This window comes from Cupriavidus sp. LA-1, assembly GCF_055385985.1.
In genome coordinates this window covers 518,172-542,052 of record NZ_AP031388.1, presented here as the reverse complement: position 1 = coordinate 542,052, position 23,881 = coordinate 518,172, and the positions used below count along the sequence as shown (strand labels likewise).

Below are 23,881 nucleotides of genomic sequence, written 5' to 3'. Positions count from 1 at the left end.
CCAGTTCGTCTCCAGCGCCACTGTCACGCAAGAAGGCGCTGCGCAGGGATTGGGGAAAATCCCGCCGGGATGCGGCGCGCCGGCCGCAAACCGAGCGCCGGTGCGGCACGGCAGGGCTTCGGGAATTTCAGGTGTAAACCACTGGTTAGCACCTTGTCAGCGCAGGGAGTTCCCGGCCGGTGCGCGCTGCTGTAGCCCTGTGCCTTAGCCCTGGCGGCGCAGCGGGCTGTCGGCCATGTTGGACAGGTAGTGCACTTCGCGCCTCAGCAGCGTGGCGAACTGCGCGGCCACTGGTGTCATCGGCGAATCGGCACGGTAGATCAGGCTGACCGTATGGCTGGGCAGCTTGTCTTCGATCGCCAGCGGCACCAGGCCGCTGGCGGCCAGCCGGCCGGCCACCATCTGGCGCGGCAGCACGCATAGCAGGTGGCGGTCCTGCAGCAGCGACTGGATGATGCCGATGGTGTCGCAGCGCACCGCCACGCGAGGCAGCGGCAGGTCGTGCGCGCGGAAGGCGTCGAGGATGGCAGCGCCCGGCCCATGCATGCGCTGGCCGGTCAGGACCCAGTCCGAGCCGACCAGCTCACGCAGGCGGCGGGCGTTGCGCAGCGGATGCTCGCGGTGCGCCACCACCACCGAATCATTGTTGTAGAGCGGCTCGCAGGTGAATTCGCGCTCGACGCCCTCATCCGGGACCGGGCTGATCGCCATGTCCATCACCCCTGCGCGCAGGTCGTCCAGGTAGGTCGGGTAGACCCCGCTGTCGATGCACACCAGCACATCGGGGTGCTGGGCCCGGAAGCGCGTGAGCACGGCCGGCAGCAGCAAGTGGGCCGGTCCGCCGGTGGCGCCCACGCGCACCACGCCGTTGCGCGCGCCCAGCATCTGGGCCATCTCGTCGCTGGCCTTGCGCGCCTCGGTGGCAATCAGCCGCGCGCGTTGCAGGAAGGCTTCCCCGAAGCGCGACAGGACCACGCCGCGGGTGGTGCGTGTCAGCAGCGGCACATGCAGTTCTTCTTCCAGCTGGCGGATGCTCTTGGTCAGTGCCGGCGGCGACACTTCGCGCACGCGGGCGCCGGCGCGGATGCTGCCGTGCTCGGCAACGGCGATGAAGTCCTGCAGTTGGCTCAGACGCATGGATTGCTCCACTCAGACGACGTATTGGCCGCAGCATAGCGGTATTCCGGGCACCTCGGGATAACCCGAGAGTGGTAACCGACGGTTTACGCGAGCGCGGTTTTGGCATCTGTCGTGATGCACCGTGCTACCCCATGATCGACTCACATCGTCTCAACCCGCCGGCCGCGCCGGCACCTACGAGGAGTGGATCGCATGGCGAACCGGCAAGACCTGCCGCTGGCAGGCATACGCGTGGCGGAGTTCGGGCAGTTCATCGCGGCGCCGGGTGCGGCCATGATGCTGGCCGACCTGGGCGCCGACGTGGTCAAGGTCGAGGCCTTGCGCGGCGACAGCGCGCGGCGCTTTGACGGCACCAGCCCGCAGAGCCCGATGTACCTGGCCTACAACCGCGGCAAGCGCGGCATCGCGCTGGACCTGCGCACGCCCGGCGGGCTGGACGCCGCGCGGCGGCTGGCGCTGGCCAGCGACGTGGTGCTGCACAACACCCGCGCGGGCGTGATGGAAGCGCTGGGGCTGGACGCCGCCACGCTGCGCGCGGCGCGCCCTGACCTGGTCTATGCCTCCGTCAGCGGCTTCGGCACGCGCGGGCCGTCGCGCACGCGCCCCGGCCTGGACATTGCCGCCCAGGCCGAGAGCGGCATGATGTCCGTCACCGGCGAGGCCGGCGGGCAGCCGTTGAAGGCGGGCTTCGCGCTGATCGACGCGGCCACCGCGCTTGCGACCGGCAACGCCATCCTGGCGGCGCTGTTCCGGCGCGAACGCACCGGCGCCGGCGAGACCATCGAGACTTCGCTGCTGTCGGTCGGCGTGCAGATGCAGGCCCAGCTGTGGGCCGAGTACCAGTGCTCCGGCGCGCTGCCGGTGCGCAGCGGCAACAGCCAGCCCAAGGCTGCGCCGGCTGCGGATGTGATCGCGGTGGCGGACGGGCATATCGTGCTGTCGGCCTATCTGGACGAACACTGGACGCGCCTGTGCGAAGCCATCGGCCAGCCGGCGCTGGCGCACGACGCGCGCTTTGCCTGCAATGCGCTGCGGGTGCGGAACCGCCCGGCGCTGCTGGCCATCCTGCACGAGGCCATGCGCCACCTGAGCGGCGACGCCGCCCGCGCGCTGCTGGAGCGCCACCAGGTCGTGGTGGGGGTGGTGCGTGACTACCACCAGGTCAAGGCGAGTCCGGACGTTCGCGCCAACGGTATCCTGCGGCCCGTCGCTGACGGCGAGGGCGGCCAGCTGGACCTGCCCGGGCTGCCGTTCACCATGGCCAGCCTGCCGGCAGGCGGCACGCCCGCGGTGCCGCGGCTCGGCCAGCATACGGCCGAAGTGCTGGCCCAGCTTGGCTACAGCGAAGCAGAGATCGACGCCATGGCCCGCGCCGGCGCGATCGGCGTCGAGTCCATCGAGCAAGACCAGCAGGAGCCGGCATGAACGCGCCCCAGTCCCCCGTGCTCCTGCAGCGCCATGCCGGCTGGGCCGAGCTGGTGCTGAACCGCCCGGCCCGTCGCAATGCCGTCGACATGTCGCTGGCACGCGCGCTGGGCGACGCCATCGAGACCCTGGCCGCCGACGACAGCGTGCGCGCCGTGCTGCTGCGCGGCGCCGACGGTGCCTTCTGTTCCGGCCTGGACTTGCAGGCGCTGCAGGCGGAGCCCGGCGGTCTGGCCGCGTTTGCGCCGGTCTGGGAGCGCGTCCACCTGGGCCTGCTGCATAGCCGCAAGGCATGGATCGTGGCGCTGGAGCGCCATGCCATCAACGGTGGCGCGGCGCTGGCGCTGGCTGGCGACCTGCTGGTTTGCGGCGCCGGTGCCTTCCTGCAGATCGGCGAGGTCCGCCTGGGCATGGCCGCGCCACGCAATGCCGACTGGCTGGCGCTGCGCCATGCCGAAGCCGTGGCCGCGCGCCTGTGCCTGCTTGGCGACCGCGTGCCCGCGCCCGAGTTGCTGCGGCTGGGCATTGCCACCGAACTGGTCGACGACGCCGAGGTGCTGGACCGCGCGCGCGGCCTGGCCGCCACCATCGGCGGCTTTCCGGCCGACGGCGTGGCCGCGATCAAGGGCGGCATGCGCGCCGCGACGATGCGCAGGGCATCCGGTGCGCGCGACAAGGACTCCTGAGGACAGACATTCCATGACAGATTCCATCACCACCGACGACGACGCGTCGCTGCAGGATTTCCGCCGCGAGGTGCGCGAGTTCGTCGCCCGGTCTCTGCCCCATGCCGTGCGCGAGAAAGTCCGTCTCGGACTGGAAGTCAGCAAGCAGGAACTGGTCGACTGGCAGCACCGGCTGGCCGAGCGCGGCTGGCTGGCGCCGCACTGGCCGCCTGCATGGCAGGGCTGCAACTGGAGCGCCGAGCGCCGCGCCGCATTCCAGGAAGAGCTGGTGCTGGCGCATGCGCCCGAGAGCGGTGGCATCACCTTCGAGATGATCGGCCCGATCCTGATCCGCTATGGCACGCCGGCGCAGCAGCAGTATTTCCTGCCGCGCATCCTGAGCCAGGAGCACTGGTGGTGCCAGGGCTATTCCGAGCCCAACTCCGGCTCCGACCTGGCCTCGCTGAAGACGCGCGCGGTGCGCAAGACGCGGCCGGACGGCACCGAAGTCTACGTGGTCAGCGGCAGCAAGATCTGGACGTCCTACGCGCAGTACGCCGACTGGATTTTCTGCCTGGTGCGCACCGATACCGAGGCGCGCGCGCAGCAGGGCATCAGCTTCCTGCTGATCGACATGCGCAGCCCCGGCGTCAGCGTGCGGCCGCTGGTGGGCATCCATGGCTGGCACCTGTTCAACCAGGTGTTTCTCGATGAGGTGGAAGTGCCGGTGGAGAACCTCGTCGGCGAAGAGAACGCTGGCTGGACCATCGCCAAATCCCTGCTCGAGCATGAGCGGCTGAACCTGGCGCGCGTGGCCGAGAACCGCCGCCGCCTGGCCAAGGTGCGCGCCATCGGCGAGGAACTGGAGGAGGGCGGCCAGCCGCTGTCGCAGCGCCCGTGGTTTGCGCGCCGGCTGCGCGCGCTGGAGGTGCGGCTCGAAGCGCTGGCGGCAACCGTGCTGCGTTTTCGCAAGCGGGCGCGCACCGGGGAGACGCTGGGGCCCGAAACCGGCATGCTCAAGCTGCTGGGCAGCCGGCTGATCCAGGACATCGAGAACCTGGCGGTCGATGCGCTGGGGCCGGACACCCTGGCTTACGACCGCGCCGCGCACTTTGAGCCCGCCGTGCCGCAACCGGGCCAGTCGGCATACGCCGCGGCGGCATCGGCGCGCCGCTTTGTCACCCGCGGCTTCACCATCGCCGGCGGCTCCAGCGAAATCCAGCACGAGTTGCTGGCCAAGCAGGTGCTGGGCCTTTAGTGCCGTCAACCGTGCCCGCAACCCAGGACAAGGAACGAAATACATGAGCGATTCAACGGACGATCGCCGCATGCTGCAGGAAAGCGTGCGGCGCTATGTCGAGCGCGGCTACGGCTTTGAACAGCGCCGCGCGGCGCTGGCCGAGCCCGATGGCTTTTCGCGCAGGCACTGGCAGGCATTTGCCGAAATGGGCTGGCTGGCCGTGGGCCTGCCCGAAGCCTGCGGCGGCCTGGGCGACAGCGCGGACCAGGCCCTGCTGGCCGAGGAACTGGGCCGTGCCCAGCCCGCCGAGCCCTGGCTGGCCAATGCCGCGCTGTGCGCGCCGCTGCTGGCAGCCTGCGGCGATCCCGCCCATGCCGCCACCGCGGCGGCGATGGCCGAAGGTGGCGCCCTGCTGGCACTGGCCGCATGGGAAACGCAGGGGCGCTATGACGCCTTCGATATCAGCACCACTGCGCAACAGCATGAGCCGGGTCAATGGACGCTGGATGGCCGCAAGACCCTGGTGCTGGGCGGCGGCAGCGCCGGCGTGCTGCTCGTGCTGGCGCGCACCAGCGGCCTGCGCCGCGACCGCAACGGCCTGACGCTGTTCGCGGTCCCGGCCGGCACGCGCGGCGTCAGCGTCGACGCGCTGCCGACCTACGACGGCCGCCAGACCGCCAGCGTGACGCTGCGCCGCGCCACCGTGCCGGACAGCGCGCGCGTCGGCCCGGTGGATGGTGCCTGGCCGCTGGTGGAAGCCGCCATCGACCAGGCCACGGTGATGGCCTGCGCCGAAGCCGTGGGCACCATGTCGCGCGCGTTCGACCTGACCCGCGACTACCTGGTGACGCGCGAGCAGTTTGGCCGCCCGCTGACCGCCAACCAGGTGATCCGGCACCGGCTGGTGGATCTCTATGTCAGCGTCGAGCAGGCGCGCGCCATCACCGAGCTGGCTGCCCAGGCCCTGCCTGGCGATCCGGAGGCGCGCATGCGCGCGGTGTCGCATGCCAAGGCCTTTGTCTCGGACGCCGGGCGCGCGCTCGGCGAAGACGTGGTGCAGCTGCACGGTGCCGTGGGCATGACCGAAGAGATGGAAATCGGGCACTGCTACAAGCGCCTGGCCGCCCACGCCAATCTGTTCGGCGATGCCGACTGGCACTACGAACGGCTGGCGGCACTCGATCACGCGGCGCAGGCGCAAGCCTGAGCCGGTTCAGCCAGGGTGCCCGGGCCGCTGCCCGGCGCGCCCGCCCATGACCGGCCGGCAACGTACCGGCATGCGCGGCCAATGCGCCGCAACGGAGACAGCAATATGAGCAGCCAGCACACTGGCGCCCGCAGGGCCTGTATCACGCGCGCAGCAGCCCTGGCCGCGGCGCTGGCCCTGGCGGGCGCGGCAAGCGCGCACGCCGAATCGCCTTACCCCAACCGGGCTATCCGCATGGTGCTGCCCTCGGGCGCGGGCACCGTCACCGACCAGACCGCACGGCTGGTGGCCGAGCGCCTGACCGCGGCGCTCAAGCAGCCGGTGGTGGTCGACAACCGCCCCGGCGCCAACGGCATCATCGCCAACGAGACCGTGGCGCGCGCCGCGCCCGACGGCTACACGCTGCTGTTCACCTACGCCGCGACGATGACCGTGAACCCGTGGACCACGCCGTCGCTGCAGTACGACCCGCTCAAGGACTTCACGCCCATTGCGCGCCCCAGCGAACCCATCGGCAACCTGCTGGCAGTCAGCGCCAGCGTGCCGGTGCACAGCCTGCAGGAGCTGATTGCCTACGCCAAGGCCAGCAAGACGGAGCTGGCGTACTGCTCTTGGGGCGTGGGCTCGGGCGGCCACCTAGCCATGGAATACCTGAAGGCCAGGACTGGCATCCAGCTACGCCACATCCCCTACAAGACCGCCACCCAGTGCAGCAACGACCTGGCCGCGGGCCATGTCACCATCGGCATCACCGACGCGATCTCGTCGATCCCGCACCTGATGTCCGGCCGCATCCGCGGCATAGCGGTGTCCGGGCCGGAGCGGCTGCTGACGGCCCCGGACGTGCCGACCATGTCGCAGCAGGGCGTGCCCTTCCGGCAAGCCAGCTGGGTCGCGATCTTCGGCCCCAGGGGCATGCCCGCGCCGATCGTCAACCGGCTGAATGCCGAGGTGAACCGTATCCTGCAGACGCCGGCAGACCGCGAGAAATTTACCGCGATGAACTTGCAGCCGGCCGCGCCGTCGAGCCCGGCTGACCTGGGCAAGCTGGTCAGCGCCGACCTGGCAGCGTGGGGCGAGGTGGTGAAGGTGGCGGGGCTGCAGGGGAAGTAGGGCAGGTCAGCGTGAGGTCGCGGCATGGGATCAGAAAAACATGGCGCCGGGCGGATGGCCATCCGCCCGGCGCCTGCGTGCCGCAGCCTTATTTCAACTGCTGCGCAAACTCTTCCAACTGCGTAATGCAGGTACCCCAGCCTTCATGGAACCCCAGCTCCTCATGCTGCTTGCGCGTGGCCTCATCCGGATGCATCACGCGCGCAATGTAGCGGGTACCGTCGCCTTCATCAGCCATGGTGATGACCGCGGTCATCGACAGCCACGGCTTGGCAGGCCGATATCCGGCCACCAGCGCCGAAGTGGAGACGATCTTCTCCATCGGCACGATCTCGAGGAAGCATCCCGGGTTGTCGCTGGTGCCGCCGTCCGGGCCTTTCATGAGGGTATGGAAGGCGCCGCCCGGGCGCATGTCGAAGGCCAGGACCTCGGTGGTCCAGGGTTTGGGGCACCACCATTCCTTGAGCAGCCTGGGGTCGCTCCATGCGCGCCAGACCTTGGCGCGCGGGGCCTTGAGCAGGCGCGAGATGACCAGGTCCTGGTTTTCAGGGCTGGCGGCGTTTTCATTCGGCATCTGACTGTTCCTCCTGGTGTAGGGCTTCGACAAAGGCGGCCAGGCGGTCGGTACGGGCCTCCCACATGGCGCGCTGATCGGCCAGCCATTGCTGCGCGTCTGACAGCGGTTGCGGTACCAGTTCGCAAGTGCGCACGCGCCCCGTCTTGCGCGAGCGGATCAGGCCGCTGCGCTCCAGCACCTGCAGGTGCTTCATGAACGAGGGCAGTGCCATCGTGAACGGTGCCGCCAGCGCCGAGACCGTTTCCGGCCCGCGGCCGAGCACGCTGACGATGGCGCGGCGGGTCGGGTCCGCCAGCGCGTAGAACACGTCGGAAAGCGGGGAAATATCGACAGCCTGGGACACGTCTGCAAACTCGGCACAATGGTTAGCCATGTGGCTAAGTATAAGGAGTTGGCTGGAAACCGCAAGGCCAGAATGCAAGGCGCCCCGGGATCAGCCGGGGCGCCTTGCATGGACGGGAGCGGAGTGGGGGACTATTGCTGCCGCACGTATTCCGCCAACGCCTTGACTTCGTCCGGCTTCAGTCCGGCAAAGGGCGGCATCGGCACCGATCCCCACTTGCCGGTGCTGCCGCCCCGAATGCTGGCTTCCAGCTTGGCCTGCGCCTGCGCGTCGTCCTTATAGCGGGTGGCGACTTCGTGATAGGCCGGGCCCACCACCTTCTGCGTCACGCTATGGCAGCTCAGGCAGGCGTTCTTGGCCAGCAAGCCTTGTACATCCACGCTCCCAGTCGCAGCGGGGGCAGGAGCCGCCGCCGCAGGCTGGCCCGCCTTCTGTGCGATCGCAACGATCTCCGGATCCTTGATCTTCGCGCAGCCGTAGGCCACCGCCAGGTAGGCGCCCAGTTGCTCGATCTCGGCATCGTCGATCGGCGCACCATAGGCGCTCTTCATCTTCTTCATCTCGGCGGTCCACTGCGTCAGGCTCATGCCGGGCGGCTGGTAGGAGACGTAGTCGGCAGAATGGCAGATCGCGCATTTCTGCATGGCGATGCCGTAGCCCGGCAGCTTCGCGGGTTTGAGCTTGACGGTTTCCGGCGGCAGCTTGATGTCTTGCGGCGCTGCGGATGCGCTACCCGCGCCCAGCAAGGCCAGCGCGAGCAGCATGGAGGGAATGGATCGATGCATGGCGCGCTCCTCAGGCAATGGTGACCGGCGTGGATTCAATGACATTGCGGCGATAGCCGGCCGGGTTCCAGTTGGCCTTGGCGGGCTGCACCTCGCCCTGGTTGCTGGTGGCACGCACCATCAGCACCGCCGGGCCCTTGCGCGCGAACTTCACCGGCAGTTGCCAGGGGCGGAACGAGAAGCGGCCCAGGTCCTGCCCGAGCGTGGCGGCCTGCCAGCTCTGCCCGCCGTCCACCGAGACCTCGACGCCGCGGATGCCGGAGCCGCCATCGAAGGCAATGCCCTTGAGCTCCACCGTGCGTCCGGCGGGCAGCACGCCGCCCGTGCCCACGCTGGTGATAAAGCTGCGCACCGCCAGCGTCGAGATCGGCCGCGTCTTGGCCGCCGGCGTGCCGGGCGCCACGCACTGGCAGTCGTTGTCCGGCACGCGGTAGCCAGTGGTCATGAAGAAGGCATCATGGCCTTCGAAGGGGTGGTCCAGCACCTCGATCTCGAATACGTGCTTGACCCAGTAGGTGCCGAAGTAGCCCGGCACCACCAGCTTGAGCGGGTAGCCGTTGAGCAGGGGCAGGTCTTCGCCGTTCATGCTCCAGGCCAGCATCGGCTCGCCGTTCATGGCATGCGCGATATCCAGCGACTTGCGGTAGTCCGGTGTGCTCGGCAGCACCGGCGTATCGAGCCCGTTGAACGTGACTACCTTGGCCCCGGCCTTGATGCCCGCCTGTTCCAGCACCTTGCGCAGCGGCACGCCAGTCCAGCGCGCATTGCCCATTGCACCGTTGGCCAGCTGCGCGCCAAACACACGCGGTTCGGAGAAGCCGCGGCTGTTGCCTGAACACTGGTTCACGGCGACGATCTCCACCGGTTCGGCCAGCTGCTTCAGTTCATCGAGCGACAGCTTCAGCGGCTTGTCGACATGGCCGCCGACCGACAGGCGGAACGTGGCGAGGTCCACCGACAGCGGAATGTTGGCCAGGTGGTAGCGCACGAAGAAGGCGTCGTTGGCGGTGATCGGCCCCTCATTGAATGCGGAGAAGGGCGTTTCAAGGTGGGGCGGCCGGGTGCTGACGCGCACCAGCGGGCGCTTGCCCGGATAGCGCACCAGCGGGCGGGGGCCGTCGGCCAGCGTGACGCCGTCGCTGACGCGCGCGGCCAGCGCGCCGAGCGGCGAGGCGCTGAGCGCGAGCAGGCCCGCACCCTGGACAAAGCGGCGCCGTGCCGGTTGTGGCCGGGCGTGGTCGGCAGATTCCGCCGGACTGTTCTTGTCTCGCATGGGGCGTCTCCTTCAGGCGTGTTGTGTGGCGCAAGGCGCTATGGCGCGTACTTTGAGGCCCCTGCGTCAACTTGTGAAACGTGTTTTGCCGCTAGCACTTATCGATTCAATCAATATAGGGGAAGACCGCAGGCGGTGCGCAGAGAAACTGCTTGCATCGCGAATACCGATTCCCTACACTTACAAAAACGTTTTTGTTAGCGGAAATCGATAACATCTGCGGCGAATTGCGCACAGACGCAGCAAGTGGTTTTTACGCCACGGCACAACGCCCACTCACCAAACGAGGAGCAAAGCATGTCCCACCCCGCCCCCGCGCCGGTGGATGAACGGCTGCCATGGCGGCGCCTGTTTGTCTTCGGGCTTCAACACGTACTGGTCATGGCCGCGTCGCCGATCGCGTCGGTCTTCCTGATGAGCAAGGCGCTGAACTTCTCGCCCGCGCTGGCGGTGCAGCTGCTCAGCGCCACCTTTGTGGTCTGCGGCCTCGGCACGCTGCTGCAGTCGCTGGGCAAGCGCGGCCTTGGTGCCCGGCTGCCGTTCGTGATGCTGCCGGGCGGCGCGCCGATCGTGCTGTTTATCCTGATCGCACAGCAGACCGATGTGCAGACCGCGGCCGGCGCGGTGATCCTGACTGGTGTCTTCTACTTCTGCGTACTGCCGGTGTTCCGGCGCTGCCTGCGCTATTTCCCGCCGGTAGTGGTGGGGACGATGCTGTTGCTGGTGGCGATCAACCTGGCGCAGGTGTCGGGCAAGCTGGTTGCCGGCCATCCGGCCGCAGGCAGCACGGTGGAACCGCTCAACCTGCTGCTGGCGTTTGCCACCATTGCCTGCACGGTGGCGGCATCGCGCCTGCTGTCGGGCATGCTGGCGCAGCTGGCGATCCTGCTCGGGCTCCTGGGCGGTGCGCTGGTGGCGGGGCTGGCCGGCGCGTTCCAGCCTGGCCAGGTGTCGATGTCGCCGATGCTGGCGCTGCCCACGCCGTTCCCGTTCGGCTGGCCGCATTTCGATGTGGTGGCCGCGATCCCGCTGATGGTGTTTGCCGTGATCTCGATGGTGGAGGCCACCGGCCAGACGCTGGCGATCAGCGATGCCGTGGGCCGGCCGGTGGACCAGCAGCGCGACGTGCCACGCACTATCCGCGCCGATGCGCTGGCATCGTTGCTGGGCGGGATGTTCGGCACCTCGCTGATCATCACCAGCGGCGAGAACATCGGCATCGTGCGTGCCACCGGCGTGCGTTCGCGCTTTGTCACGGCGATGTCTGGCGCGATCCTGGTGGTGTTCGGGCTGCTGGTGCCGGTGTCGTCGCTGATCAGCGCGATCCCCGAGGCGGTGGTCGGCGGCACCGGGCTGGTGGTGTTCTGCATCGTCGGCACCATGGGCATCGACATGCTGCGCAAGGTGGACCTGCGCGACCACGCCAATATGTACGTGGTGGCCGTGGCGCTGGCCGTGGGCCTGCTGCCGATCCTGGTGCCCGGCATCTATGGCGGCCTGCCCGGCAACTTGCGCATCCTGGTGGGCAATGGCGTGGCCATGGGCGCCATCACCGCGGCGCTGCTCAACTTCCTGTTTTTCCATACCGGTCTGCGGGCCGCGGCAGCGAGGCCCGTAGGCCGCGACGATGCCGCCGCCACGCATTGACCCTGCTTTCTGAATCGCAATGACTGAACGTAATGCATCGATGCCGGCCTGGCCCGGCGACCTGAACCCGGCGATACGGCCGGACAGCTTCGAACACCCGCGCATCCTGCTGCCGGAATGGACCCTGCTGCGCCAGGGCGCGGTACGCGGGCACGCGGTGGTGGTGGAGGACGGCCGCTTTACGGCCGTCGGCACGGCCGAGGAAGTCGCCGCGCGCTTCCCGGACCTGGAAACCCTGCCGCTGCCGCGCATGCTGCTGATGCCGGGCATGATCGACACGCACCATCACCTGACGCAGTCGTTCGGCAAGTCGCTGGTGTTCGGCGAGCCGTCGGAGATCTTCCGGCGCGTGTGGGTGCCGCTGGAAGGCAGCCTGAAGGCGGAGCACCTGTACCTGTCGTCCAAGCTGGCGGCGCTGGAAGCGCTGCGCGGTGGCTTTACCACCGTGGTCGATGCCGGCACGCGCAGCGATGCCGGGCTGGATGCGGTCGCGCGCGCGGCCACCGATGCCGGCGTGCGCTGCGTGCTGGGCCTGATCTGCAACGACAAGCCCGGCGCGGAAACGCTCGACGCCGCGCCGATCCTGCGCCGCGCCGCCGCGCACCTGGGCAAGTACGCCAGCGATCCGCTGGTGGCACCGTCGCTGGCGATCTCGATCCCCGAGGTGGCCTCTGACGCGATGCTGCACCACGTCTACCAGCTGTGCGCCGAGTCCGGCCGCATCTTCCAGACGCATGCCAACGAGCACCTGGTGGCGGTGGAGCGTTCGCTCAATGCGTGCGGGCGCCGTCCGATCGAACATCTCGCCGCAGTCGGCGCACTGGGCCCGGCGGCGCTGCTGGCGCATGCCACGCTGGTGACGCCGCAGGAGATCCGCCTGCTGGCCGACACCGGCACGGCAGTGGCCTACAACCCCGTGGCCAGCGCCTGGAAGGGCAACGCCGTGGCGCCGGCAGAGACCATGGCCACCTTCGGCGTGCGCCTGGGCCTGGGCACCGACGGCACCCGCAGCGACGGCTTTCGCCTGCTGGACTATGCCGAGGCCGCGCAGCGCTTTGCCTTTGGCATCGGCGTGGGCGATTCCTCGTGCGGCGCGGGCTGGCGCTGGGTCGACATGGCCACGCACGACGCGGCCGATGTGGCGGGCCTGGGCGCGCTCACCGGCGAGATCGCCGCCGGCAAGCGCGCCGACTTCCTGCTGGTCGACCTGGACGTGCCGGAACTGACGCCGTCGTGGGACCTGACCTGGGAGCTGGTGCGCCTGGCCAACCGCGACCAGATCCGCGCGGTCTTTGTCGATGGCAGCCTGCGCCTGTGGCAGGGCTGGCCCACGGACTGGGACGCCCGCGCGCTGATGCGGTCCATTCACGCCATGGCCGAGGACACCATCGCCAACGCCCCGATCCGCAAGCTGCACGACGCCGCGGACGTACACCGCGCACTGCAGGCCCGTCATGTCGGCAGGGAGGCATCCTGACCATGGACATGACGTTGTTCAGCGTCGGCGTGGCGGTCTTTACCGGCGCGCTGATCCAGGGTGCGACCGGCATGGGCTTCGCGCTGATCGTGGTGCCGGTGCTGGCGCTGGCCGCGCCGGCGATGCTGCCCGGTGCGCTGCTGCTGGCGATGCTGCCGCTCAATGCCTACGTGGCCTGGCGCGAACGCCATGCCATCGATCTGCGCGGGGCCGGCTGGATCAGCGCCGGTAGGCTGGCCGGCACCTTCGGCGGGCTGTGGGTGCTGGTGGCGATGCCGATGGCGTGGCTCAACGCGCTGGTCGGCGGCAGCACGATCGCCGCGGCGGTGGTGTCATTGCTGGCGCCGGCCTTTACGCCGGGGCGGCTGACCTTTGCCTCCACCGGCCTGATCACCGGCGTGACCGAGACCGCCACGGGCGTGGGCGGTCCGCCGCTGGCGCTGGCTTACCAGCATGCGCCCGTGGCCACGCTGCGCGCCACCGTGGCGCTGTGCTTCCTGGTCGGTGAAACGATCTCGCTGGCGGTGCTGGCGCTGAGCAACCGGCTTGGCATGGAGCAGGTGCTCTATGCGATCGGGCTGCTGCCGGTGCTGATTGTCGGCATGGTGGCCAGCCACCTGGTGCACAAGCGCATCAACCAGCGCATGTTGCGCATCGGCGTGCTGGTGTTCGCGCTGGTCTCCGGTGCGGTAGTGCTGCTGCGCGGCTAGGCGTCTGGCGTGGACGAGGCCCGCACCACCAGTTCCGGCGCGGGGCCGGTGATCACGTTGCGGCTGCGGTCGCCGGACAGGTGCGCGAACAGCAGTTCCACCGCCAGCGATGCCACGCGTTCCAGGTGCAGGTTGACCGCGGTGATGGGCGGCTGCGCGCTGCGGGCGCGGATGCCGTCGTAGCGCGTTGCCACCAGGACATCGTCAGGCACGCGCTTGCCCAACCCTTGCAGGTGGGCCATGGCGCCCACCGCAAACGCATCCACCGGCGCGCACAGCGCGTCGAGCGCCGGCATCTGCGCCAGCAATCGCGCGCAGGCTTCGGCGCCGGCGGCTTCGCCGTGTTCCTCGGCCGCCTTGACGATATGGCAGGGCAGGCCCATCACCTGCGTAAACTCGCGGTATGCGCGCTCGGTTTCCACGTACGACTGCCGCGGCGCCGCGCCGATCATCAGGCCGATCTGCCGGCGGCCGTGCCCGTGCAAATGCTCCAGCAGCAACTGCGCGGTCAGGGCCGATTGCAGGTCCACGCATGGCACCGGCGTGTCGGACTGCGGCTCGCGCCCGATCGACACGATGCTGACGCCGCGCTCGCGCAGCCGCGCGATATGCGGATCTCCCGCGATCGGCTCGATCACGATCGCGCCATCGATATCCAGCGTATCGAGCAGCCCCCCGGCGCCTTCCAGGGGGGGCACCAGCACCACGCCCAGGCCGCGCCCCATTGCTGCTTCGGCGGCAATCGCCGCCACCTCCATCATGAATCCCAGCCGCGACGTGCCGCCCGCCACCGCAAACGGCATCGACGACAGCAGTGCGATGCAATTGGCCCGGCCCGACTGCAGCCGCTGCGCGCGCACGCTGGGCCGGTAGCCCAGTTCGGCGGCAACGCGCTTGACGCGCGCGCGGGTGGCCGGGTCGAGCACGCCGCGGTCGTTCAGCGCGTGCGACACCGTGGTCAGCGACACGCCGGCGGCGCGGGCGACGTCGTGGATGGTGATGCGGCGAGGGCGGTCTGGCGTGGATTCGGTCATGCGGGACGTGGGCGATGGTTCAGGGCGGAGCATACAACAGCAGCCGCTGTGCAACAGGTTCAGCGGCGTTCGTTGGCACCGCCGGCCTCGGACGACAGCTCCTTCCAGTGTTCGCGCGTGAAGCCGTAGAGCACCTCCAGCGCCGGCGACAGCGAGCGCGCCGCCATGCGTGCAATGCCATAGCGGCCGCAGCGGCGCGGATCAGGCGGCATCGGCACTTCGGCCATCAGCCCGGCGGCGCGTTCCTGCCGCGTGATCGACAGCACGCCGAACAGCAGCGTGTCGCTGGCCAGCGTTACGCTGCGCAGCATGTCGAGGTTGTCGCAATGCAGGGTGAAGAGCTTGTCGGGCGCGGCGCCTGGCCCCCATAGCTCCGCCAGCTGGCGGCTGACGATGGTGCTGAGCGTGGTGGTCGCCACCGGGTAGGCGCGGATGGTCTCGATATCGATGCCGTGCTCGCGCAGGATCGGATGCCCGGCGCGGCATACCAGGCCCGCGGGCAGTTCGCCCAGTGGTTCCACCTCGATGTCGTCGGCCGCGCGCAGCACATAGGCGTCGCCGACGATGGCGTCGATGGTCTCGTTGCGCAGGGCGTCCAGCAGGACACTGGTGGCACCGGTCTCGGTGCGCACCTTGATGCGCGGGTGGGCCTGCGCCATGTGGATCAGGAACGGCGTCAGCAGCAGCGCCGCCGGCGCCGGCGCCACCCCGATTGTCAGCGAGCCTTCCTCGCCGCCGCGCAGCAAGTCCAGGTCGCGCCGCAGCTGGCGCTCTTCCAGGCGCATGCGGCGCGCGCGGTCGGCCACCAGTTCGCCGAACACCGTCAGGCGCGCGCGCCGTGCGCCGCGGTCAAAAAGTGGCGCCTTCAGTTCGTCCTCCAGCGCGCGGATGCTGCGGCTCAGCGCCGGCTGCGTCAGATGTACGGCACGGGCCGCTTCGGAAAACGTTCCGTGCTCGACCACGGCGAGCAGGTGCAGAAGTTTCTGTGTGTCCATGCGGAAAACCATGCGTGTTGGTTATGGGAGCGGTTCAACATTTGCATTTGAATCATACCTCCGCGCTCCCTATGATGAGCGCAACACAAGAGCGGACCCCAACGAGGGATACCGCCAACCGTTTATCGGAAACTGGAGACAAGACATGCTCAAGCTGTTTATCGGCCTAGGCCTGCCGTATATCGGCGTCATCGGGATGCTGCCCTGGGTGGCGTCGGTCGATCGCTTCGTGCTCGGCGTGCCCTTTATCTACGCCTGGATCTTTGCGTGGTTCGTGCTGACCTCCGCCTGCATGCTGGCGTGCTGGCTGCTGTTCGACCGCCATGCCGCTGACGCGGCGCACGAAGCCTGAACCGGGAGCCAGTCATGACTACAGCGGTATTCCTGGGCTTTATTGTTTTCTCGCTCTACCTCGCCATCCGCTCCAAAAAAGGCCGCGGCGCGCAGAGCATGCATGATTTCTTCGTGGCGTCGCGGCAGTTCGGCGCCTTCCTGGTGTTCTTCCTGGCGGCTGGCGAGATCTACAGTATCGGCACCATGGTCGGCTTTCCGGGCGGCATCTATGCCAAGGGACCGACCTATGGCGTCTGGTTCCTCGGCTATATCCTGCTGGCCTATCCGCTCGGCTACTTCCTGGGGCCGAAGATCTGGCAGGCCGGGTCGCGCTACAACGCCATCACGCTGCCCGACCTGTTCAAGGGCCACTATGGCAGCCGCGCGCTTGAACTGATCGTGGCAGGCTCGTCGATCCTGTTCCTGCTGCCCTGGGGCCAGCTGCAGTTCACCGGGCTGGTGGCGGCGCTCAAGGGGCTGGGCTGGGAGTTCGACCCGGTGTACCTGGTGATGATCTCGGCCGCGCTGGCCTTTACCTACATCGCCATCTCCGGCGTGCGTGCATCGGCCTATATCGCCATCCTCAAGGACATCCTGATGGTGGTGGCGATCGTCGCCACCGGCGTTGCGGTGGGCTGGAAGGCGGGCGTGGGCGACGTGTTCCATGCCGCCAGCCTGCACGTCAGCAACCAGATGAACGACACCCAGCTGCGCTTCTCGATGAGCACCATGCTGTTCCAGGCGCTGGGCTTCTACGTGATGCCGTTCGCGGTGCAGAACTTCTTCACGGCCAGGAGCGCCAACACCATCCGGCGCACGCAGGTGGCCATGCCGCTGTACATGCTGATGTATCCGTTCCTGGTGCTGGCGTCGTACTACGCCATCAGCCAGAACCTGCAGCTCGCATCGCCCAACGAGGCCTTCTTCGCGGCCGCGGTGCGGCTGCTGCCGGGCTGGCTGCTGGGCCTGGTGGCTGCCGGCGCGGCGTTGTCCGGCCTGCTGGTGCTGGCCGGCATCTGCCTGGCGATCGGGCCCATCGTCACGCGCAACCTGCTGCCGGGCATGCCCGAGGCGCGCCAGAAGCGGGGCGCCAAGGTGGTGATCGTGATCTACCTGGTGCTGTCCATCGCCATGACGCTGGCCACGCCCAACCTGATGCTGACGCTGATCAACACCACCTACTACGGCGTGACGCAGTTCTTCCCTGGCGTGCTGGTGATCCTGTTCTCGCTGAAGGTGCGGCCGCTGGCGATTGCGCTCGGCATCGTCGCCGGCCAGGCCTTGGCGATCGTGCTGTATGTGCAGCAGGCCGATTTCGGCGGCATCAACCTTGGGCTGATCAGCCTGGGCGTGAACCTGCTGGTGACCGCGCTGGTGAACTACGCCCCCCGCCTGGCGCGCGTGCAGGCAGCCTGAATGACCGGACTCATGCAATTCATGACACAAGACGACACGGCGCGCACACAGGTATTCGTGGCGCGCAAGATCCTGACGATGGAAGCCGGGCGGCCGGAGGCGACCCACGTCGCGGTGCGCGACGGCCAGATCCTTGCCGTGGGCGACGCGGCCGAGATGGCCAGCTGGCCGGATGCGGTGCAGGTCGACACCTTCCGCGACAAGGTGCTGATGCCCGGACTGGTGGAGGGCCACTGCCACCTGATGGAAGGCGCGATGTGGGATGCGGTCTATGTCGGCTACTTCGACCGCCGTGACCCGGACGGCAAGCTGTGGCGCGGCCTGCGCACGCTGGAGCAGGTGATCGCCCGCCTGGCGAGCGCGCAAAGCCAGATGCATGACGCGGATACGCCGCTGCTGGCCTGGGGCTTTGACCCGATCTACTTCGGTGCCAGCCGGCTGTCGGTGCGAGAGCTGGATCGCGTGTCGGCCACGCGGCCCATCGTGGTGATGCATGCCAGCGTGCATCTGATGAACGTCAATTCGGCCATGCTGGCGCAGGCGGGCATCGACGAGGACACCGATATCGACGGCGTGCACAAGGACGCGCAGGGCTTGCCCACCGGCGAGCTGCAGGAGTTCGCGGCGATGTTCCCGGTGCAGCGCGTGCTTGGCAGTGGCCTGTCGCTGGCGGCGGCCGAAAACGCCGAGGCGGTGCGCCGCTTCGGCCGCGTGGCGCAACTGGCTGGCGTGACCACGGCGACCGACCTGGTCAACGACCTGTCGCCCAGGGGGCTGGCAACGCTGCAGTCGGTCACTGCCGAGCCCGGCTTTCCGCTGCGCATCGTTCCGGCGTTCTCGCCGCAGCGCAATGCGCAGGGCGGCCCGGCCCGCGTGCAGGCCGCCGCGGCGGCGGGCACCGGCAAGCTGCACTTCGGCCCGGTCAAGTTCATCGTCGACGGCTCGATCCAGGGCTTTACCGCGCGCTTGCGCGCGCCGGGGTATGCCGGCGGTCAGGCCAACGGCCTGTGGCTGATCCCGCCCGAGCAGCTGCTCGACGCCTTCACGCCGTTCCACCTGGCCGGCCTGCCGTTGCATATCCACACCAATGGCGACGAGGCGACCGAGGTGGTGCTGGACGCGCTCGAAGCCATGCTGTCACGCCACCCGCGCGCCGACCATCGCCATACGCTGCAGCATTGCCAGCTGGCCGACCAGGCGCAACTGGCGCGCGCGGCGCGGCTGGGCCTGTGCATCAACTTCTTTTCGAACCACCTGTACTACTGGGGCGATGCGCATGCCGGCCAGACCGTGGGACCGGCGTGGGCCGCGCGCATGAACCCGGCAGGCACGGCGCGGCGGCTGGGCATTCCGTTCGCAATCCATTCCGACGCGCCGATCACGCCGCTGAACCCGCTGTTCACGGCGTGGTGCGCGGTGCAGCGCCAGACGGCTTCCGGCCGCGTGCTGGGCGAAGCGGAGCGTCTGTCCGTCGCCGACGCGCTTTACGCCATCACCATGGGCGCGGCCTATACGCTGAAGCTCGATCACCGCATCGGCAGCATCGCGCCCGGCAAGCTGGCTGATTTTGCCGTGCTGGAAGACGACCCGACCGCCGTGGCGCCCGAGTGCCTGAAGGACGTGCGCGTCTGGGGCACGGTGCTGGGCGGGCGCGAGTTTCCGGCGCCGGCCCGATGAACGCGCGGCCTCCGATTCCGCTGGTGGTTGTCGGCGGCTACCTCGGCGCCGGCAAGACCACCTTGCTCAACCGCCTGCTGGCCAACGCGCAAGGGCGCCGCATCGCGGTGCTGGTCAATGATTTCGGCGAGATCAATATCGATGCCGCGCTGATCCGCGCGCGCAGCGACGACGTGATCCAGCTGGAGAACGGCTGCATCTGCTGCTCGATCGGCGGCCGGCTGGCCGAGGCGCTGGTCGCCATTGCGGCGCGGGAGCAGCGACCAGACCTGCTGGTGATCGAGGCCAGCGGTGTATCCGACCCGCAGCGCATTGCCCAGGTCGGCCTGCTGGATCCGGCCTTCCGGCTCAATGCGGTGCTGGTCGCGCTGGACGTGACCGGCATGCACGACAGCCTGCGCGATCCGCTGGTCGGCGACATGGTGCGGCGGCAAGTCACCGGCGCATCAGCGGTGGTGCTGACCAAGGCCGATCTGGCCCAGGCCGACGCGGCGGCGCAGGCCGCGGCCACGGCGGGCGCGCTGGCACCGCGCGCGGCGGTCCTGATCGCGCAATCGGGCGAGCTGCCTTTGTCTGTCTTTGTCGATGCGGCCGTGCCGCCAGCGCGGGGAACCGCGACGTTGCTGAGCGGCGCGGGCTGGCAGCGCTTTCCGGATGCCACGCACGCAGACATCCGCAGCGTCGCCTACCAGACCCCGCGCAGCTTCGACAAGGCGCGCTTGCGGCAGGCGCTGGCGACGCTGCCGGTGCGCCTGCTCCGAGCCAAGGGACTGGTCCGCTTCGCTGCCGACCCGCGGCTGCATGAGGTGCATCTCGTTGGCGGCAGGATACGGCTGCGGCCGGCGGAGCCAGCCGAATCGCCTGGCTCGGCGCTGGTCTTCATCGGTGCCTTCGATGCCGCGGCGGAACCTGCCATCCGTGCTGGCATGGAGGCCGCGCTGGCCTGAGCCGCGCTGCCAGACCGCCGATTCTGCAATGCGGTGTCCCCCGGACCAGCGCCTCAGGTATGCAACTCGCCCGGCGATCCGTGAGGGCCTGGCGGCCTGCCCCAGTCGCCGCGCTCGAACTCGGCAATCACCTGGGCCCCAAGCAGCAGCAAGGTCGCGGCAATCTCCAGGCTCAGCAGCACCACGATCGCCGTGGTGAGCGAGCCATAGACCCGGCTGACTTGCGACAGCGTGGTGAAGTACCACACCAGCACATGGCGCGAGATCTCCCACAGCACCGCCGCCATCAACGCCCCGCACAGTGCATGCCACAGCGACAGCCTGCCAACCGGCATCACCATGTAGATCGACATGAGCATCAGCACTTCGCCAATGAAGCCGAGCAGGTAGAGCAGGCCGGTCGAGAGCCGGCCCAGGGACCAGTCGTGGCCCAGCACTTCCACATGCCGTTCGCCGATGGCCAGCAGGCTGCCTGACACCACCGTGACCAGCAGCAGGCCCACGCTCAGTACCACGATGTAGCAGTACGGCAGCAGCGCCGAGACCAGGAAATGCCGGCGCCGGATCGCCACGCGGTGCTCGAAGATGAACGACATGGCGTTCTCCAGCACGGTGAAGGCGAGCGAGCTGAAGAACAGCATGGTGCCAAGCAGCACCCAGCCGATCGTGCCACGGTTGCGCAGAAAGGCGGCCAGCTCGGTGATCAGCGCCCTGGACTGCCCCGGCACCACCCACTCAAGGTAGCGGGCGAGCGTGGACAGCAGCAGGTCTGGTTCGATCACGTGCGACAGGGCGATCACCATCAGGATCAGCAGCGGCACGATCGACAGCAGCGCGTAGTAGGCCACCGCACCGGCCAGCAGCAGCCCCTGGTTGGCGCGGAACTGCCTGAGCGTATGCCAGGCAAAGCGTCCCGGATTGCGGAGCAGGTCGCGGACGCGGGCGTCTATTGAGATTTACAAAAAACATGACAACGGATTCAGGGCTGGCGCGTTTCATCTCTAACGGGTTGATTGGAGATACGCGCCGTGTCGAAGAAGCCGTTAGACGATGCAACGAAGAAGCGCTTGCGAGCTGGTCGGATGCTGTTGGCTGGCAAGCGACCAGCCGAGGTGGCATTGGCCGTGGGGGTAGCCCGACAAACGGTGTACACGTGGAAAGCTCTGCTCGATGAAGGCGGAATTGATGCGCTACGGGCTGTGCCAGGTCGAGGCCGCCCAGCCAAGCTCGAGCCGGAGCAATTGGCCGAATTGCGCGGGGCGTTGCTGCAAAGCCCGACTGCGCATGGCTTTGGGACCGAGCTATGGACACTCAAGCGCGTCGGCTCGCTCATCAAGCGGACGTATGGCGTCGAGTTCAGCCAAACGCAGATCTGGCGCATTCTTGGGGCGTTGGGTTTCAGCGCGCAAAAGCCAGATCGTCGCGCGATCGAGCGAGACGAAGACGCGGTGCGCCACTGGAAGCGCCACACTTGGCCTGCGCTTAAAAAAAAGCCCAGCGCGAAGGCCGATTGATTGTCTTTATCGACGAGACTGGCATCAGCGAGCGGCCCACGCGTGTGCGCACCTGGGCGCCGAAGGGGCAAACACCCATCATCCAGTTTCATTTCAACTGGAACCATGTGTCGGCGATCGCCGGCCTGAGTCGCACCAACTACCTGTTTCGGCTGTACGAAGGCAGCGTCAAGAAAGAACAGGTGGTCGAGTTTCTTAAGGCGCTCAAAGCGCATCTGAAGCAGCCGTTGCTGATCATCTGGGATGGGGCCAGGCCCCATCGCGCCGCAATGGTCCGCGAATATCTGGATTCTCTCGAGGGACATATTCATATGACCTTCCTGCCACCGTACTGCCCTGAGCTCAACCCAGTTGAGTACCTGTGGGCATGGCTCAAGCGTCACGCGATTGCGAACTTCTGCCCCGACAACCTCAACGAGTTGCATACCGTCGCCCGCAACAAGCTCAAAAGCGCTCAACACCGGCCTTCGATCATCGCCGCGTGCTGGGTTCAGGCAACGTTGTGGTGATGTCATGATTTACGGAAAGATCAATAGAAGCTGCATGGCGAACGTTGGCGGGGAGGGGGTTCGCCATTATGCGGCTTGCGGCGCCAGTGTGGTGGAACGGTGTCAATCGCTGCGCTGCACATTTCCGGCACCTGCTGCCATCGCCCGACATTCCACCGGGTTATGCCTCCATTCCGAATAGATCATTGTGATCATGTCCCGCGGCCTGCAACATGGCGCCTGCGGCCTGCGCCACGCGGGCCTGCATTTCATGCACATAAGGCGGCGCACCGTGCGTGCAGCCGCTTCGACAAGAATGGAGACAGCATGCAAGGGCAAACGGCGTCGCGCGGGACGGGATTCAGGCGCAGTCTGGTGTGGTTGGCGGTGGCGCTGCTGGTGACGCCGATGAGCGTGTCGCTGGCGCAGGGCGCCGGCCAGCCCTCGGCCGTTGCCGAGGACGAGGTCATGCAGGGCTTTCCGCCGCCGGCCGACAAGCAAGTCAGCCGCGGCAACGGCCTGCGCCCGCCATATATGCGCTGGGCGTTCCGGCATGCGCGCGAGATGTCGTTCACGGCGGGTATCCGGCACGCCAGCCAGCCGCTGGCCCTGGCGGGTCAGCCCGGTACCGGGCTGGACGGCACCACGTTTGCCATCGCGGGAAACACCATCCGGCTGGCCGACTACCTGCGCGATACCCATACCGATGGCTTTATCGTGCTGCACCAGGGCAAAGTCGTCTATGAGCGCTACTTCGCCGGCTTTGATCCCCACCAGCCGCATATCTGGGCCTCGATGACAAAGTCGGTCACCGGTCTGCTGGCCGCCATGCTGGTAGAGGAGGGCAAGCTCGATCCGCAGGCCCGGCTGGCGCAGTATGTGCCGGAGCTGGCCGGCAACCCGTTCGGCGAGGCTACGGTGCAGCAGAACCTGGACATGGAGGTGCCGGTCGGCTACCCCGAGGCGCTCCCGCCGGACCTGGGGCTGTTCGGGGCGGTGGGGATCGTGCCGCGCAAGGCGGATGCGCCCGACACCATCTATGACTTCCTCAAGGTCGTCCATGCCACCGGCGGAGGCGATGCGGGCGGCGGGGGCGGCGTCTGGTACTACCAGAACGGCTCGCCGGAAGCGGTGGCATGGGCGCTGCGGCGCATTACCGGCAAGAGCTGGGCGCAACTGGTGACTGAGCGGCTGTGGTCGCGTTTTGCCGACGATGATGCCTACACCCAGGTGGACCGCCAGGGCACGGAAATGGCGAGCGGCGGCATGAACTCCACGCTGCGTGACGCCGCCCGCTTTGCCGAGGCCGTGCGTCGGGCGGCGGCCGGCGATGCTTCGGGCGGGATCTCGCCGGCGGCGGTGCGTATCGCGTTGCAGCCCGCCGGCAACCAGGCCCGCTTTGCGCGCGGCAACGCCATTCCGGGCCGCGACGGCTATGGCTATCGCCACTACTGGTTCCAGCGCAACGACGGCGACGGCAGCATCGAGGCCAGCGGACGCTTCGGGCAGAAGATCTATATCAACCCGGCCAAGGGGCTGACCGTGGTGAAGTTCTCCGCCAGCCCCGACGGTGCCGCGCGTGCAACCAGCGCTGCCGGGGTGCGCAAGCGCGACGATCCGGCGCGCGCGCTCGAATCCGCCGAGGCCATGGTGGCCGCGGCGCTCGCGATCCATCGCGCGGTCAGCCGCTGACCCACGCCGGGCAGGGCCCGGCAACGCCTCCCGACTCACTTCCCACGCACGCCGCCAGGGCGTGCCGAGGACTGCTGCGCGCCTGCGGCCGCGCAACGCCGGACCGTTGCCGTCCGGCGTGTCCGGCACTGCTTGTGCCGCCCGCAATCCAGCCATCGGCAGCTTTGCCGTGGCGATGACCAA

Annotated in this window: 22 protein-coding genes; 14 read left to right on the top strand and 8 right to left on the bottom strand. The window is 68.3% G+C overall.

Annotated features, from left to right (window positions below; genetic code table 11):
• Positions 1-204: 204 nt before the first annotated feature.
• Positions 205-1,137, bottom strand: coding sequence for a LysR family transcriptional regulator (locus ACZ5MJ_RS21590; protein ID WP_464225685.1), 933 nt, complete (start codon positions 1,135-1,137; stop codon positions 205-207).
• Between the two features lie 195 nt (positions 1,138-1,332).
• Here ACZ5MJ_RS21590 and ACZ5MJ_RS21585 point away from each other — a divergent pair, with 195 nt between their 5' ends.
• From ACZ5MJ_RS21585 to ACZ5MJ_RS21565, 5 genes are all read left to right on the top strand, one after another.
• Positions 1,333-2,565, top strand: coding sequence for a CaiB/BaiF CoA transferase family protein (locus ACZ5MJ_RS21585; protein WP_464225683.1), 1,233 nt, complete (start codon positions 1,333-1,335; stop codon positions 2,563-2,565).
• Complete coding sequence (locus ACZ5MJ_RS21580) at positions 2,562-3,251, top strand: enoyl-CoA hydratase/isomerase family protein (protein ID WP_464225682.1); 690 nt, start codon at positions 2,562-2,564, stop codon at positions 3,249-3,251. The genes ACZ5MJ_RS21585 and ACZ5MJ_RS21580 overlap by 4 nt, the downstream gene beginning before the upstream one ends.
• A gap of 13 nt (positions 3,252-3,264) precedes the next feature.
• Entirely contained in the window at positions 3,265-4,488 is a 1,224-nt protein-coding gene (locus ACZ5MJ_RS21575; protein WP_464225681.1) for an acyl-CoA dehydrogenase family protein, read from the top strand.
• Between the two features lie 43 nt (positions 4,489-4,531).
• Entirely contained in the window at positions 4,532-5,677 is a 1,146-nt protein-coding gene (locus tag ACZ5MJ_RS21570; protein WP_464225680.1) for an acyl-CoA dehydrogenase family protein, read from the top strand.
• 105 nt (positions 5,678-5,782) lie between these two features.
• Positions 5,783-6,790: a Bug family tripartite tricarboxylate transporter substrate binding protein gene (locus ACZ5MJ_RS21565; protein WP_464225679.1), complete on the top strand. Its 1,008-nt coding sequence runs from the start codon at positions 5,783-5,785 to the stop codon at positions 6,788-6,790.
• Between the two features lie 88 nt (positions 6,791-6,878).
• On the opposite strand, the gene ACZ5MJ_RS21560 is transcribed toward ACZ5MJ_RS21565, so the two are convergent.
• The 4 genes from ACZ5MJ_RS21560 to sorA form a co-directional block, all read right to left on the bottom strand.
• Complete coding sequence (locus ACZ5MJ_RS21560; RefSeq protein ID WP_464225678.1) at positions 6,879-7,364, bottom strand: SRPBCC family protein; 486 nt, start codon at positions 7,362-7,364, stop codon at positions 6,879-6,881.
• Positions 7,354-7,740 (bottom strand): ArsR/SmtB family transcription factor, encoded by a 387-nt coding sequence (locus tag ACZ5MJ_RS21555; RefSeq protein ID WP_013952497.1) that lies wholly within the window; start codon positions 7,738-7,740, stop codon positions 7,354-7,356. Before ACZ5MJ_RS21555 ends, ACZ5MJ_RS21560 begins: the two co-directional genes overlap by 11 nt.
• 101 nt (positions 7,741-7,841) lie before the next feature.
• Positions 7,842-8,495 carry a SorB family sulfite dehydrogenase c-type cytochrome subunit gene (gene sorB, locus ACZ5MJ_RS21550; RefSeq protein WP_464225676.1) on the bottom strand — a complete coding sequence of 218 codons (654 nt, stop codon included), beginning with the start codon at positions 8,493-8,495 and terminating at the stop codon, positions 7,842-7,844.
• Between the two features lie 10 nt (positions 8,496-8,505).
• On the bottom strand, positions 8,506-9,768 hold the full coding sequence (sorA, locus tag ACZ5MJ_RS21545) for a SorA family sulfite dehydrogenase catalytic subunit (protein WP_464225675.1): 1,263 nt from the start codon (positions 9,766-9,768) through the stop codon (positions 8,506-8,508).
• Between the two features lie 297 nt (positions 9,769-10,065).
• On the opposite strand from sorA, the gene ACZ5MJ_RS21540 reads away from it, so the two are divergent.
• From ACZ5MJ_RS21540 to ACZ5MJ_RS21530, 3 genes are read left to right on the top strand one after another with little or no spacing between them, the layout of a single operon-like run.
• A complete protein-coding gene (locus tag ACZ5MJ_RS21540) occupies positions 10,066-11,415 on the top strand; it encodes a uracil-xanthine permease family protein (protein WP_464225674.1) in 1,350 nt (449 codons plus the stop codon).
• Positions 11,416-11,434: 19 nt separating this feature from the next.
• The gene (locus tag ACZ5MJ_RS21535; RefSeq protein ID WP_464225673.1) at positions 11,435-12,892 is read left to right on the top strand and encodes an amidohydrolase family protein; all 1,458 of its coding nucleotides are present in this window, start codon (positions 11,435-11,437) and stop codon (positions 12,890-12,892) included.
• A 2-nt stretch (positions 12,893-12,894) separates the two neighbouring features.
• The gene (locus ACZ5MJ_RS21530; protein WP_464225672.1) at positions 12,895-13,602 is read left to right on the top strand and encodes a sulfite exporter TauE/SafE family protein; all 708 of its coding nucleotides are present in this window, start codon (positions 12,895-12,897) and stop codon (positions 13,600-13,602) included.
• Here ACZ5MJ_RS21530 and ACZ5MJ_RS21525 read toward each other — a convergent pair.
• Positions 13,599-14,636: a LacI family DNA-binding transcriptional regulator gene (locus ACZ5MJ_RS21525; RefSeq protein ID WP_464225671.1), complete on the bottom strand. Its 1,038-nt coding sequence runs from the start codon at positions 14,634-14,636 to the stop codon at positions 13,599-13,601. The genes ACZ5MJ_RS21530 and ACZ5MJ_RS21525 overlap by 4 nt on opposite strands.
• Positions 14,637-14,695: 59 nt before the next feature.
• Positions 14,696-15,631 carry a LysR family transcriptional regulator gene (locus ACZ5MJ_RS21520; protein WP_464225670.1) on the bottom strand — a complete coding sequence of 312 codons (936 nt, stop codon included), beginning with the start codon at positions 15,629-15,631 and terminating at the stop codon, positions 14,696-14,698.
• Positions 15,632-15,776: 145 nt separating this feature from the next.
• Here ACZ5MJ_RS21520 and ACZ5MJ_RS21515 point away from each other — a divergent pair, with 145 nt between their 5' ends.
• Genes ACZ5MJ_RS21515 through ACZ5MJ_RS21500 form a run of 4 tightly spaced genes read left to right on the top strand, consistent with a single transcriptional unit; the run spans position 15,777 to position 20,004 of the window.
• On the top strand, positions 15,777-15,983 hold the full coding sequence (locus ACZ5MJ_RS21515) for a DUF3311 domain-containing protein (protein ID WP_115013493.1): 207 nt from the start codon (positions 15,777-15,779) through the stop codon (positions 15,981-15,983).
• A 14-nt stretch (positions 15,984-15,997) separates the two neighbouring features.
• The gene (locus ACZ5MJ_RS21510) at positions 15,998-17,380 is read left to right on the top strand and encodes a sodium:solute symporter family protein (protein WP_464225669.1); all 1,383 of its coding nucleotides are present in this window, start codon (positions 15,998-16,000) and stop codon (positions 17,378-17,380) included.
• A 12-nt stretch (positions 17,381-17,392) separates the two neighbouring features.
• Complete coding sequence (locus ACZ5MJ_RS21505) at positions 17,393-19,057, top strand: amidohydrolase (protein ID WP_464225667.1); 1,665 nt, start codon at positions 17,393-17,395, stop codon at positions 19,055-19,057.
• The gene (locus tag ACZ5MJ_RS21500; RefSeq protein WP_464225666.1) at positions 19,054-20,004 is read left to right on the top strand and encodes a CobW family GTP-binding protein; all 951 of its coding nucleotides are present in this window, start codon (positions 19,054-19,056) and stop codon (positions 20,002-20,004) included. Before ACZ5MJ_RS21505 ends, ACZ5MJ_RS21500 begins: the two co-directional genes overlap by 4 nt.
• A gap of 53 nt (positions 20,005-20,057) precedes the next feature.
• On the opposite strand, the gene ACZ5MJ_RS21495 is transcribed toward ACZ5MJ_RS21500, so the two are convergent.
• On the bottom strand, positions 20,058-20,960 hold the full coding sequence (locus ACZ5MJ_RS21495; protein WP_464226566.1) for a YihY/virulence factor BrkB family protein: 903 nt from the start codon (positions 20,958-20,960) through the stop codon (positions 20,058-20,060).
• Between the two features lie 72 nt (positions 20,961-21,032).
• Between ACZ5MJ_RS21495 and ACZ5MJ_RS21490 the strand changes: the two genes are divergently transcribed.
• Positions 21,033-22,027 (top strand): IS630 family transposase gene (locus ACZ5MJ_RS21490; RefSeq protein WP_464225665.1). Its coding sequence is split into 2 segments (ribosomal slippage): positions 21,033-21,498 and positions 21,498-22,027, totalling 996 coding nucleotides; the frame shifts between segments, so codons are not numbered across the junction.
• A 306-nt stretch (positions 22,028-22,333) separates the two neighbouring features.
• Positions 22,334-23,698, top strand: coding sequence for a serine hydrolase domain-containing protein (locus ACZ5MJ_RS21485; RefSeq protein WP_464225664.1), 1,365 nt, complete (start codon positions 22,334-22,336; stop codon positions 23,696-23,698).
• Positions 23,699-23,881: the final 183 nt, after the last annotated feature.